Raw genomic sequence first — 13,402 nt, 5'->3', positions numbered from 1 at the left:
CTGGATCCCGTGAGCCCAAGCCACTCCCACGATGCCGACGACAACGGCCAGCGCAGCCTGGCCGAGGATCCGCTCGCCCATGCGCTGCTGTGGCTGACGCGGCATCACGGGCAGGAACGGTCGGTGAGCTCGCTGCTCAACGGCCAGGAGGTGAGCGGCGCCCTCGGCCCCGACCAGGCCGTGCGCGCGATGCGCGAGGCCGGCTTCAACGCCGGCCTGATGCAGCGCGACCTGGCCGACATCCCCGACGAGCTGCTGCCGGTGGTGCTGCTGCTGCGCAACGGCGACGCCTGCATCCTGGCCGCGCGCCGGCCCATGGCCGACGGCAGCCTGCAGTGCGAGCTGGTGATGCCCGGCCCGGTGGACGAGCCGCTGCAGGCCACGCTGGACGAGCTGCGCCCCGAGTACGCCGGCGTGACCCTGGTGGCCACGCCGCGGCCGGTGGAGCCGCGCGCCTCGGCGCAATCCTCACCCGAGATCCAGGACGCCCTGCGCGACCCCAACCGCCACTGGCTGTGGGGCACGCTGCGCCGTTTCACGCCGTACTACCGGGCGTCGATGCTGGCGGCCCTGCTCAGCAACACGCTGATGCTGGCCACCGGCACGCTGACCTCGGTGATCTATGACAAGGTGATCCCGCACCAGGCCTTTGCCACGCTGTGGGCCCTGGCCGTGGCGGGTGGCCTGGCCTTGGTGTTCGACCTGGCCGCGCGCCAGCTGCGCACCTACCTGATCGACCTGGCCGGCAAGAAGGCCGACCTGCTGGTGGGCACGCAGCTGTTCCGCCAGAGCCTGGCCGTGCGCATGGAGCACCGGCCCGAATCGGCCGGCGCCTACTCGCACATCGTGGGCCAGATCGAGCTGGTGCGCGAGTTCTTCTCGTCGGCCACGATGTCGGCGGTGAGCGACCTGCCGTTCATCTTCATCTTCATCGCGATGACCTTCGTCATCGCCGGCCCGCTGGGCTGGGTGCCGCTGCTGGCGGTGCCCATCATCCTGATCGGCCTGGCCCTGGTGCAGGGCACCATGCGCCGCGCCAGCACCGCCCACATGCAGCAGCAGGCTGATCTGCACGGCCTGCTGGTCGAGGCGGTGGAAGGCATCGAGGACGTCAAGGCCACCGGCGCGCAGGGCCGTTTTCTGCACCGCTACGAGCAAAGCACCGCCGCGGCGGTGCACAGCCAGATCAAGTCGCGCTCGGTGACCAACCTGTCGATGAACGTGTCGATGCTCTCGCAGCAGCTGATCACCCTGGTGATGCTGGTGTGGGGCGTGTACCTGATCGAGTCCAAGGTCATCACCGGCGGCGCACTGATGGGCGGCGTGATGTTTGCCATGCGCGCCATCGCCCCGCTGACCTCGATCGTGATGCTGGCCAACCGCTGGCAGGGCGCGCGGGCCGCGATGATCGCGCTCAACCGCGTGATGTCGCAGCCCACCGACCGCGAGGAGGGCCGTGCCTACGTTCCGCTGCGCGGATTGAGCGGCCGCATCGCACTGCACGACGTGAGCTTTGCCTACCCCTCGGCACCCGACCAGCAGGCGCCCACGGTGCTCAAGGGCGTGAACCTGGCCTTCGAGCCGGGCGAGCGCGTGGCCATCCTGGGCCGCATCGGCAGCGGCAAGAGCACCGTGCTGCGCCTGGTGGCCGGCCTGTACCGGCCGGGCGACGGCATGGTCGAGGTGGACGGCATCGACCTGCGCCAGATCGACCCCAATGATTTCCGCGTGGCGGTGGGCTATGTGCCGCAGGACTCGCGCCTGTTCAACGGCACGCTGCGCGACAACGTGCTGCTGGGCCGCGCCAGCGCCGACATCTCGCAGCTGGGCGCGGTGGCCCGGCTCACCGGCCTGCAGCGCGTGGTTGACGGCCACCCGCTGGGCTGGGACATGCAGGTCGGCGAATCGGGCTCGCTGCTCTCGGGCGGCCAGCGCCAGCTGGTGGCCCTGACCCGCAGCCTGATCACCCGGCCCAAGGTGCTGCTGATGGACGAACCCACCAGCTCGATGGACGCCCAGAGCGAGCTGGTGTTTCTGCGCCAGCTCAAGGACGCCGCCGCCGGCTGCACCCTGGTGATGGTGACCCACCGCCCGGCCGTGCTCGAGCTGGTGCAGCGCATCATCGTGGTCGATGCCGGCAAGGTGGTGATGGACGGCCCCAAGGCCGCGGTGCTGGCGGCCCTGTCGGGTGCGCGGCCGGCGGCCCAGGCCGCGCCGCCCAGCGGCAGCGCCCAGCCGCCCGGCAATGTGCACCGCCACCCCAGCACGCAGCCGGCCGAGCGCCGCGCTGCCGTCTGACCCACCCAACCCAGGGCGCCACGATGTCCGGCCAGGCCCCATTCCGCGACGGCGCGGGCACCTTGCGTGCCGGCGATGCGCAATACCTCACCCCCACCCAGGCCGCGCTGCACCTCGAGCCGGCGCGCGCCGCGGTCTGGTCGATCTACCTGATGATGGCCGCGCTGGTGGCAGCCATCACCTGGGCCGCGTTGGCGCCGGTGGACATCATCACCCGCGCCGACGCGCGCGTGATCCCGGAAGGCCGCGAGCAGGTCATCGCCAGCCTGGAAGGCGGCATCCTGCGCGAGATGAAGGTGCGCGAGGGCGAGGCGGTGGAGGCCGGCCAGGCGCTGGCCCTGCTCGACCCCACGCGCGTGGAGGCCCAGCAGGGCGAAAGCCGCGCCAAGCGCTGGAGCCTGATGGCCCAGGTGTCGCGCCTGCAGGCCGAGGCCGGCAGCCGCGCGCTGGTGTTTCCGCCCGAGCTCAAGCAGGCACCCGGCGTGATGCAGGCCGAGACCGATTCGTTCAACGCCCGCCAGCGCGCGCTGGGCGACGCCGCGGCCGTCAACGTGCGCAACCAGCGCCTGCTCGAGCGCGAGCTGGCGGTGTCGGAATCGATGTCGGCCAAGGGCCTGGTCAGCGAGGTGGAGGTGATGCGCCTGCGCCGCCAGGTCAATGACCTGGCCATGCAGAACGGCGAGCGCAGCAACCGCTTTCGCCAGGAGGCCAGCGCCGAGCTGGTGAAGGTGCAAAACGAGCTCACGCTGCTGGAAGAGCAGCAGGTGGTGCGCGACGACATGCTGCGCCGCACCACGCTGAGCTCGCCGGTGCGCGGCATCGTCAAGAACATCCGCGTCAACACGCTGGGCGGCGTGATCGCGGCCGGCGCGCCGGTGATGGAGATCGTGCCGGTGGCCGCCGAGGTGCTGGTGGAGCTGCGCATCAAGCCGGCCGACATCGGCTTCGTCAAGCTCGGGCAGAAGGTCGAGATCAAGCTCACCGCCTACGACTACACCATCTACGGCATGCTGCACGGCAAGCTGCAGACCCTGAGCCCCGACGCGCTGGGCGACGCCAACGCCAGCCCGGCCGGCGCCGAGGCCACCTGGTACCGCGCCCTGGTGCGCGCCGACGCCAGCACCCTGGGCGCCGGCAAGCGCAAGCTCAGCGTGCTGCCCGGCATGGTGGGCACGGCCGAGATCCGCAACGGCCAGCGCTCGGTGCTGCAGTACCTGCTGCGGCCGATGTTCAAGGCGCAGGAAGCGTTCACAGAGCGGTAAATCGTGCACCCGGTCGCCGGGTACGGCGCCCACCCGCCGGGCGGGTGGCCCGGTCGCTTGGGAGCGGCCCGGCGCTGGCCGGGCTGGGGCACCCGGTCGCCGGGTACGGCGCCCACCCGCCGGGCGGGTGGCCCGGCCGCTTGGGAGCGGCCCGGCGCTGGCCGGGCTGGGGCGGTGTTCTTCACGCTGTTGAGCCCGCTTTTCGCGCAGGTGAACCCGCTGGAAGCAACCCGGTTTCAGCGCGCTGTTCGGTCGATCGTGGCCAGGGGCCCGAGCGTGTAATGACCAGCATGTCACGCACCCGCCGCACCGCTGCCAGGCGCCGCCACCAGGCGGCCGTGGCCCTCTGGATCACCCTCGGGCTGGGCTCGCCGGCGCTGCAGGCGGCCTGTGTCGACGAGGGCCGGGTCGACGCGGCCCCGGCGCCCGCCGCCGCTGGCACCGGCGCCACGCCTACGCCCACACCGCCCACCGATGCCCGCGTGCAGCTGGGTGAACTGGTGCGCGATGCGCTGGCGCAGAGCAACGGCATCAACGCCGCCCGCGCGCTGGTGGACGCCGCGCTGCAAGACCTGGAAGAAGCGCGCGCCGGCCGGCTGCCGCAGGCCTCGCTGACCGGCTCGCTGTCGCCCTCGCTGGTGGACAACGGCGGCGCCCGCGGCGCCCAGCTGCAGGCCAGCGCCGGCCTGGTGCTGAGCCAGACCTTCTACGACGGCGGCCGCCTCGACCGCGTGATCGACTGGCGCCGCCAGCTCACCGAGGTGGCCCGCCTGGGCCATCTGACGACGCAGGAGCAGATCTCGCTGTCGACCACCTCGCTGGCCTTCGAGCGCAACCGCTACCGCATGCAGGCCGTGATCTACGGCCAGAACGTGCGCAAGATGGGCTGCCTGGTGGAGGCGCTGGAATCCATCGTCAACGCCGACCGCGGCCGCCAGAGCGAGCTGGTGCAGGCGCGCAAGCAGCTGATGCAGGCCGAGCTGCAGCAGGCCCAGGCCGTGTCGCAGGCGCGCCAGGTCGAGGCCAAGCTGCGCCGCGTGGTGGGCAGCGGCCTGCCGGTGATCGAGGGCCTGAGCACGGTGCTGCTCAACGTGCCCGAACTGCCCGATGTGCTGAGCGCCGCCGAAGGCGCGGTGGAGATCGCCGCGATGGATGCCAGCGTGGCCGCCATGCGCGAGATGGCGCGTGCGGTGGAAGCCGGCACGCGCCCGCAGGTGGGCTGGAACCTGGGCGCCAATGCCGCGCTGGCCGGTGGCCCGGCGGTGGGGGCCGGCAACCGCCACAGCGGCAGCCTGAGCGCCGGTGTCACGCTGAGCGTGCCACTGGTCAACCGCGCGGTCGACCACTCGGTGGCCGCGGCGCGCAAGCGGGCCGAGGCCGCCGCCCTGCAGCGCGGCGAGGTGCTCGAGCAGCGCCGCCAGCGCATCGTCGAGATCCACGAGCAGACCAGCAACGCCTTTGACCGCCTGCGCCGCATCAGCCTGGTGCTGCGCGAGAGCGACCGGCTGCGCAATTTCACGCTGCAGCAATGGCAGCAGCTGGGCAAACGCTCGCTGTTCGACGTGATCGCCAGCGAATCCGACCACTACAACCTGCGCGTGCAGTACGTCAATGCGCTGCACGACGGCCAGCAGATGAACGCCATGCTGCTGTCGCTGGGCAACGGCCTGCGCAACTGGTTGCAATGACTCCCCCCCGAAGCGCCAGCGGCGCCTCCCCCCAGGGGGCGCCGCCGGCCGACCGGCCCGGCCGGATCAGCGGCTGCTGCTGGGTTTCGCTTGATGCATGCCAAGAGGGTGCCGATGGGCACCATGGAAAAAGACTGACATGAAGACGATCTGTGTCGAAGGTTGGCGTGGCATCAGCCACTCGATCGCCCTGGTCAACCAGTTCCAGCTGCTGGTGATGCTGGGCGAGCCCGGCCTGCAGCTCTACCACCGCGACGTGCCCTTCTTCATGAAGCGCTGGAACGCGCGCGAGATGCCCGCCGGCTTCAGCGCCGACGAGCAGGCGCGCATCGACGCCATTGCCGCGCCGCCGGAAGGCCAGACCTTCGACGCGCTGCTGCGCATCTCGTCGCCCTTTGCCAGTGTGCTGCCCGAGGGCCAGAAGACGGTGACCTTCATGGTCACCGAGTGCGGCATCACGCCCGAGTGTTTTGACGCCGTGCCGCCCGACCTGGGCGCCTACACGCGCGACCACAACCGCATCGTCACGCCCTCGCGCTGGTCGCGCGACCGGCTGGTGGACCATGGTTTCGACCCCGCCGGCATTGCCGTGGTGCCGCATGGCTTCAAGGCCGACACCTTCCAGCCGCTGAACGCGCTGGACCGCCGCGCCGGCCGTGCCGCGCTGGGCGTGGCCGACGACGAGACGCTGTTCCTCAACGTGGGCGTGGCCACCTGGAACAAGGGCCTCGACCTGCTGGTGCAGGCCTTTGCCCGGGTGCGCCAGAACAACCCCAAGGTGCGCCTGCTGCTCAAGGACCACAAGGCCATGTATGGCCTGGGCGCCGACCGCGTGCTGGCCCAGGTGGCGCGCGAGCACCCGGGCCTGGTGACGGCCGATGTGCTGGCCGGCGTGTCGATGATCAGCGGCAGCCTCGACCAGACCCAGCTGCGCGCGCTGTACGGCGTGGCCGACGCCTACGTCTCGCCCTACCGCGCCGAGGGCTTCAACCTGCCGGTGCTGGAGGCCATGGCCTGCGGCACGCCGGTCATCGTGACCCAGGGCGGCGCCACCGACGATTTCTGCCCCGATGCGCTGGCGCTCAAGCTGCCCTCGCGCGAGGGCACGGCCACCGACGAACCCAATATGTTCGGCCGCTTTCTGGTGCCCGACGTGGACGCGCTGACCGAGTGCATGCAGGCCGTGGCCCAAGGCCGCGTGCCGCGCGACACGCCCGAGCGTGCCGCCGCACGCACCCAGCTGGTGGCCGACTACGCCTGGCCGCGCGTCACCCAGGGCCTGCTGCGCCTGCTGTGAGCACCATGCAACACCGCCTTGCCAACGACACCTTCGGCTTCGTGCGCGGCCTCACGCTGCGCACCCCCGGCGTGGCCATCCAGGACGTGCGCATCGGCGTCGCCCGGGTGCACGACCCGCTCGACTGGGACACCCCGGCCTGCCGCCTGCAGATCAGCGGCGACACCGCGCAGGTGCTGTTCGACCGGCCCGACAACTGGGCGCGCTTCGGCTTCGACATCCTGGCGGCCGCGGCCGGCGATGGCGCGAGCGGCCAGGCCGCCACGGCCGCGCCGCTGGGCCGGCTGGAGATGCTGGCCCCCGAGCCCGAGGCGGCGGTGCGCGAACGCCTGCGCGGCAGCCGCATCGCCTTTCTGGGCACGGCACGCGACTGCGCGCGTGCGCTGCCGGCGTCGATCCAGCGGCTGCGCGAGCTGGGCAGCCTGTTCGGCGCGCACGAGATCCATGTCTACGAAAACGACTCGCAGGACGCCACCGGCACGCTGCTCGAGCAGATGGCGGGCGACCGCCTGCTGCAGCTGCAGCGCGAGCAGGGCATTGCCGCGCGCATGCCGCGCCGCACCGAGCGCCTGGCCTATGGCCGCAACCGCCTGCTCGACGCCGTGCTGGCGCGTGGCCCCTGGGACTACATCGCCTGGGCCGACCTCGACGGCCTGGTGGGCCCGCGCTTCAGCACCGAAGGCTTTCTCAGCAACTTCCAGTACGAGCCGGTGTGGGACGCGGTGTTTCCGCTGAGCTGGCCGCTGTACTACGACACCTGGGCGCTGCGCGAAGACCACTTCTGCCGCGACGACTACGTGTGGGACGGCCAGCACCGCCTGAACGCCGCGCTGTTTGACGGCCGCGACATCCACGCCGCCACGCAGATCCTGGCGCCGCAGCGCGTCAAGGGCTGGGTGCCGGTGCGCTCGGCCTTCGGCGGCTTCGGCCTCTACAAGGGCGCCATCGCCAGCCGCGGGCGCTATGCCGGCCTGGTGCACGGCCGCGAGGTGTGCGAGCACGTGCCCTACCACGCGGCGCTGCAGGCCGCCGGCGCGCGCCTGTACCTGAACCCGCAGTGCCTGACCCACATCGCCTGACCCACATCGCCTGACCCACATCGCCTGACCTGCGTCGCCCGATCCGCAGCCCCTGACCCGAACCGCCTGATACCGCTTTTGACCATGGCCGACCTGACCCTCATCACCCATGTCTACAACGCCCAGGGCCCGGTGGACCGGCAGCTCGAGCGCTGGAAGCGCTTCTCGCCCGCGCTGCTGGCGCGCCTGCAGTTCCTGATCATCGACGACCACTCCGACACGCCGCTGCAGATCGACCCCGGCCCGCTGGACCTGCGCCTGCTGCGCGTGGACGACGACATCGACTGGAACATGCCCGGCTGCCGCAACCTGGCCGCGATCCAGTCGCGCACCGAGTGGATGCTGTACTTCGACGCCGACAACATCGCCGACGAGGCCGCCATCGCGCGCCTGGCCGACGCCCTGCCGCGGCTGGATGCCCAGCGCCTGTACGTGTTTCGACGGGTGGAAAACGGCGTGGACGTCGAGCCGCACATCAACACCTTCCTGATCACCCGCCAAGGCTTTTTCCGCGCCGGCGGCTACGACGAGGACTTCAGCGGCCACTACGGCTACGAGGACGTGGTGTTTCGCACCATGTGGCGCAAGCACGTGGGCCAGGAGCTGCTGTTCACCGACATCGCCTTCGAGCAGATGGGCTTTCGCACCGGCGGCCTGAACCGCGACACCACCCACAACCAGGCGCTGGCGCAGTTCAAGCACCAGATCGGGCTGCCCAAGCCCAAGGGTTTGCTGCGGTTCGGGTGGAGTGAAGTGAGGGTCTGAACCGCCAAGCGCCCGGTTTTCGGGCTTTAGCGCCCGGGGCAGGCTCGCACACTGCGGGAGAACATCTTGGGGTTCCCGCATGTCTGACAAGCTCTACATCGTCTATTGCACCAGCGGCCTGGGCAACCGGCTGCGCCCGCTGGCCGCGGCCATGGCCTACTGCCAGATCACGGGTCGCCGCTTGCGGGTCTACTGGGACAACATCACCCCCAATGGCTGCCTGACGCCGCTGGAGCGGCTGTTCGAGACGCCGTTCGAGTCCATCACGCTCGACGAGATCGCGGCCCTGGGCGAGGACGATCGCAGCCTGGCGCTGTTCACCGAGAAGGGCCCGGGCCACAACGTGCAGCGCGAGGCCGAACGCTTTGGCCGCGACCAGCTGCTGCGGCTGGCCCAGCGCACCGCGCCGCGCCAGAGCCAGGCCCTGCGCCTGGACGAGAGCGCCGATGTGGTCATCGTCTACGACAACGACTACCTGGCCAGCGTGCCGCGCGAGCATTGCATTGCTGCGCTGCGCAGCCTGCAGCCCGCCGCCGAGGTGCGCACCAAGGTGCTGGCCCAGGCGGCCGAGCTGGGCCTGTGGGCCGGCCCCGGCCAGCCCTGGCAGCCGCTGAAGGGCGTGCATGCGCGCGGCACCGATTTCGGCGTCAAGCAGGCGGTTGAGCAATACGGCGGCCTGGTGCGCGAGCGCCTGGGCGGCCAGCGCTTTTTCCTCTCCACCGAAGACTCACAGCTGGAGCAGGGCCTGCGCGCGGCCTTTCCCGGCCAGGTGATCAGCCGCCATGACCGCCTGCACCTGACGCTCAACCAGGGCAAGCAGGTCTGGGGCGATCCCGACAGCTACACCATCAGCGCCGAACATGGCCTGGACGCGCTGACCGACATCTACCTGCTCAGCTGCGTCGACCTCGCGGTGTTTCATCCCGGCAGCACCTTTGCCGAGATCGCGCGCCACCTGCATGGTGTGCTGGTGCCGGCGGCCAATGTGGCGCGCACGCCCAGCCCGCTGGCCGAGCGCCGTGCGCTGGCCGAGGCGCGCGCCAGCTTCATGCAGCGCGCGCGTGCCCTGGTGGCCCGCGGCGACGCGGTGCATGCACTCGATCTGGACCACGGCGCCCCCGGCCCGGTGCCGCCCGAGCAGTGCGAGCCCGCCTTCATGTACTGGGAGACGCTGGGCTACCGCCTGCCGTTCACCGAGCGCCTGTTCATGAACAGCCACGCCTCCAAGCCGCGGCTGGACTGGGATGCCAATGTGTTCAACCAACTGGCCCGCCTGCCCACCGATCGCATGCCGATGCAGGTGTTCCGCCAGCTGTGCCCGTACCCCGAGGCGCATTCGCAGGTCAGCCGCCTGCGTGGCCACATTGCCGGGCGCAAGGTGCTGGTGATCGGCTCTGAATCGTTCTGGCTGGAACTGCTGTGTGCCCAGGCCGGCGCGGCCGAGGTCACCACGGTGGAGTACCGCCCGATCGACTGGAACGGCCGGCCCGATGTGCCCACCCGCCTGAGCACCATCACCTGGGACGACTGGCTGGCCGAGCTGGACGCGCATGTGGGCCGCTATGACCTGGTGCTGTCCTACAGCTCGATCGAGCACTCGGGCCTGGGCCGCTATGGCGACCGGCTCACGCCGCTGGGCGACCTCTACACCTTCAGCCTGATGGCGCGCGCGCTGGCATCGCACGGCCTGTGCGCGGTGGCCGTGCCCACCGGGCAGGACCTGACGCACTTCAACGCCCACCGCATCTATGGCGAGCAGCGCATCCGCGCGCTCGAGCATGTGGGCGGGCTGCGCTTCATCGGCGTGGCCGGCCCGGATGCCGGCTACCTGGCCAACGACCCTGCCGAGCACCTGCGTGCCGGCTGGACGGTGCAGGGCCTGGCCCGGCTGCCGCTGGGCCAATACCGCCAGCCCGTGCTGTGCTTTGCGCCCGAGGGCTGGAGCGCCGAGCGTTATGCCGCCGCCGCGGTGGCGGCCCCGCGAGCCACCCAGGGGCCGGCCGCTGTCACCACCGCGGCCGAGCCTGTACGCGAAACCAGCGCCGCCCCCGAGGCTGTTGAGGCCTGAACCTGGTGCCCGGGCTGCGGCCCGGTGCACGCCCGCGCTGACCGGGCCATGAAGAAAGGGCGCGTTGCACGCGCCCTTTTGTCGTTGGGGAGGGGGGCACGCCGGTGGCGTGCCGGGCTTGCCCTCAGGGCCGCCAGAAGCCCAGGTCGTGGTGGTTGCGGTCCTGGCTGTCCAGGAAGGCCAGGATCTCGTCGGTGGCCAGCAGGCGGCGCGGATCGCGCAGGAAGATCTTGCGCGGGAACTGGTCCAGCACCGCGCGCAGGCGCTCGCGGCTGTGCTCGGGCTTGTCGATGCGCCACAGCTCCAGGATGCCGGCCTTCACCGAGGGCCAGAAGCTGTCGGGCAGGGCACAGGCGATCTTCTCGTCAAAGCCCTGCGTGTCCGATTTATAGAACAGCGGCAGGCCCGACTGATGCCAGGTCAGGCACTCGGTGGCCACCGCGCGGGTCTGCACGCGCGCTACCTTGAACTGCTGCTCGGGCGGCATGGCCGCGCTGTTGAGCGAGTAGTTGCCGCAGTTGTCCTGCTCTTCGTAGAAATCGGCCTGGCCCTCGCTGTCGGACAGCGCCACGCGGTGCGCCTGCACCTTGGGGCTGAATGCCAGGTTGTGCAGCAGCAGGGCGTGGTTGTCGGGGTTGGGCTCGTAGGCCCACACCTGCGCCAGGTTCGGAAACTGCACCAGGAACTGGCGACTGAACAGGCCCATGTTGGCGCCCACGTCCACCAGCGCAAAGGGGCTGTCGGCCGGCATCACGGCCTTGGCGAAGTTCAGTTCTTCCACCTGCCAGGCATGGTCGCGCAGCACCTGGCGTGCGATCACCTTGTCGCAATGCAGGCGCATGGCGGCCGGCGTGGCGCCGGCGGGCAGCGCCAGCGGCGTGCCGGCACGCGGCACCAGGTCGAACTGGCGCACGCCGCAGAAGTCGCGCAGCAGGCTCAGCGTGACGGGAAGGTTGGCATGGAAACCATGCACCAGTTCGGCCATTTCGATCATGTCGGTCCTTGTTGGGGGGCGGTGCCGTGGCTCAGCGGCCCAGCTGGCGTTGGAAGATCTGCAGGTGCTGCTCGGCGAAATAGGCCTCGCTGTAGCGCTCGACGGTGCGCCGCAGCTGCAGGCGGCGCGCCAGCAGGCGATCGAGCAGCTGGCGCAGCGCCGCCAGGTCGTTGTAGGGATACAGGTGCACGCCGGGTGCATCGCGGAAGTCGGAGACCATGCCCACGTCGGTGGAGATCACCTCCACGCCGCTGGCCAGGGCTTCCTGGAAGCACAGCGGCCCGCCCTCGTGTTTCGAGGCGATCAGGATGTAGTCCATGTCGCCGATGAAGGCCGGGATCTCGTCGTCGCGCAGCGTGCCATTGGTCAGCCGCAGGTCGACGAAGTCCAGCCCGCGCAGGAAGCCGAAGATCTCCGAGCCCTTGCGGCCGCTGGGGTACTCGCGGCCGACGAAGCCGATGCGCAGGCGCGGCCGGAAGGCCTGCAGGTCGATGCCGTGGTAGACCAGGTGCGTGGCGGCGTTGAAGGGCAGGCACTCGGCCACCGAGGCGCGCGACGGCGCCACGCAGAAACCGGCATGGCGCGCCGCCATGTCGAAGACGGCGTCCGGCGGCTCCTTGTGCGGCATGAAGCAGCCGCGCACCGGCGCATGGCTCTGGCCGAACAGGCCGTAGTGCATGAAGTACGCGATGTCGGTGTCGGCCTGCGCGCGCGAGGCATGGGGCGAGCCATAGGCGCCCGGAATGCGCTCGATCAGGATGCGCGCCAGGCGGTCCAGCACCCAGCCATCGCCGGGGTGAATGATCTCTACCTTCATCGTGCGGGGGCTGGCCGGGAGGCTGGGGCGTTCAGCCGTAGAACGCCGCAATCTCGCCGCAGATGCGGTCGATCTGCGCATCCGTGAGCTGGATCATCGAGGGCAGCCACAGGCCGTCGCGGCCGATGTGCTCGGCCACCGGGTGGTCGCCCGGCAGGTCGTAGGCCTTCTGGCGGTGGATGGGCGGGTACATGGTGCGCGTGCCAATGCCGCGCGCCTTCAGGTGCGCGGCCAGTTCGTCGCGGCGCTCGGCCACGCCGTCGATGAACCAGGGCGTGCACAGCGCCAGATCGTGATCGAACAGGCGGTAGCCGCTCACGCCGGCCAGGCGCTCGGCATAGCGGCGCCAGATGGCCTTCTTGCGCACCACGCGGTCGGGCAGCTGGCGCATCTGGGCCAGGCCCACGCAGGCCTGCAGCTCGGTGAACTTGAAGTTCCAGCCGATGCTGTCGTGCACGTCGTTGCCACCGCCCGAGCGGCCGAAATCCTTGAGCTTGCGCAGGCGCGCGGCCAGGGCGTCGTCGTCGGTGATCAGGGCGCCGCCCTGGCCGGTGGAGATGATCTTGGGTGCCGAGAACGAAAAGCTGCCGATGCGGCCGGCGCGGCCGACATGACGTCCATCGGCATACCAGGAGCCCAGCGACTGCGCGGCGTCCTCGATCAGCGCGATGCCGGTGCGCTGCGACAGCGCCTCGAAGGTGGCGATGCCGGCGCGCGGCGCGCGGCCGTTGGCCGACACCAGCATGATGGCCTTGGTGCGCGGCGTGATGGCGCGCTCGGCCAGTGCCACGTCCATCACCAGGGTGTCGGGCTCCACGTCCACGAACACCGGCTTGGCGCCCAGCATCTGCACCGAGTTGGGCGTGGCGATCATGGTGTAGTCGGGACAGATCACCTCGTCGCCCGGGCCGATGCCCAGCGCCGCGGCGGCCAGGGTGAGCGACACGGTGCCGTTGTTCACCACCACGCAGTGGCGCGCGCCGGTGTAGCGGGCGATCTCGGCCTCGAAGGCCTCGGTGCGCTTGAACTCGGTGAAGAAGCCGTCCTCGTCGAGGTAGCTCAGCAGCTCGGCACGCTCGTCGGCGCCGAACAGCGGGCGCATCTGGGGGATGAAATCGGTGTCGCTCATGGGGT

The 13,402-nt window shown here is 70.7% G+C and carries 10 protein-coding genes; 7 read left to right on the top strand and 3 right to left on the bottom strand.

What is annotated here, in order from left to right; genetic code table 11:
• Nucleotides 1-9: 9 nt before the first annotated feature.
• From N4G63_RS15305 to N4G63_RS15275, 7 genes are all read left to right on the top strand, one after another.
• Nucleotides 10-2,298 carry a type I secretion system permease/ATPase gene (locus N4G63_RS15305; protein WP_260786319.1) on the top strand — a complete coding sequence of 763 codons (2,289 nt, stop codon included), beginning with the start codon at nt 10-12 and terminating at the stop codon, nt 2,296-2,298.
• A 23-nt stretch (nt 2,299-2,321) separates the two neighbouring features.
• Entirely contained in the window at nt 2,322-3,560 is a 1,239-nt protein-coding gene (locus N4G63_RS15300; protein WP_260786318.1) for an HlyD family type I secretion periplasmic adaptor subunit, read from the top strand.
• Between the two features lie 290 nt (nt 3,561-3,850).
• Nucleotides 3,851-5,248: a TolC family protein gene (locus N4G63_RS15295; protein ID WP_314599900.1), complete on the top strand. Its 1,398-nt coding sequence runs from the start codon at nt 3,851-3,853 to the stop codon at nt 5,246-5,248.
• Nucleotides 5,249-5,387: 139 nt separating this feature from the next.
• Entirely contained in the window at nt 5,388-6,545 is a 1,158-nt protein-coding gene (locus tag N4G63_RS15290) for a glycosyltransferase family 4 protein (RefSeq protein ID WP_314599899.1), read from the top strand.
• 5 nt (nt 6,546-6,550) lie between these two features.
• Nucleotides 6,551-7,624: a hypothetical protein gene (locus tag N4G63_RS15285; RefSeq protein WP_314599898.1), complete on the top strand. Its 1,074-nt coding sequence runs from the start codon at nt 6,551-6,553 to the stop codon at nt 7,622-7,624.
• Between the two features lie 84 nt (nt 7,625-7,708).
• Nucleotides 7,709-8,389 (top strand): glycosyltransferase family 2 protein, encoded by a 681-nt coding sequence (locus N4G63_RS15280; RefSeq protein WP_260786314.1) that lies wholly within the window; start codon nt 7,709-7,711, stop codon nt 8,387-8,389.
• A gap of 79 nt (nt 8,390-8,468) precedes the next feature.
• A complete protein-coding gene (locus N4G63_RS15275) occupies nt 8,469-10,457 on the top strand; it encodes a DUF268 domain-containing protein (protein WP_314599897.1) in 1,989 nt (662 codons plus the stop codon).
• A 124-nt stretch (nt 10,458-10,581) separates the two neighbouring features.
• Here the strand turns inward: N4G63_RS15275 and N4G63_RS15270 are convergent, their stop codons facing one another.
• From N4G63_RS15270 to N4G63_RS15260, 3 genes are read right to left on the bottom strand one after another with little or no spacing between them, the layout of a single operon-like run.
• Complete coding sequence (locus tag N4G63_RS15270) at nt 10,582-11,451, bottom strand: FkbM family methyltransferase (RefSeq protein WP_260786312.1); 870 nt, start codon at nt 11,449-11,451, stop codon at nt 10,582-10,584.
• Between the two features lie 31 nt (nt 11,452-11,482).
• On the bottom strand, nt 11,483-12,268 hold the full coding sequence (locus N4G63_RS15265) for a glycosyltransferase (RefSeq protein ID WP_260786311.1): 786 nt from the start codon (nt 12,266-12,268) through the stop codon (nt 11,483-11,485).
• Between the two features lie 31 nt (nt 12,269-12,299).
• Complete coding sequence (locus N4G63_RS15260) at nt 12,300-13,397, bottom strand: DegT/DnrJ/EryC1/StrS family aminotransferase (protein WP_260786310.1); 1,098 nt, start codon at nt 13,395-13,397, stop codon at nt 12,300-12,302.
• Nucleotides 13,398-13,402 lie beyond the last annotated feature (5 nt).

The organism is Aquabacterium sp. OR-4, from assembly GCF_025290835.2.
GTDB lineage: Bacteria > Pseudomonadota > Gammaproteobacteria > Burkholderiales > Burkholderiaceae_C > Pseudaquabacterium.
The sequence above is the reverse complement of the archived record's forward strand: the minus strand, read 5'-3'. Positions and strand labels throughout refer to the sequence as shown.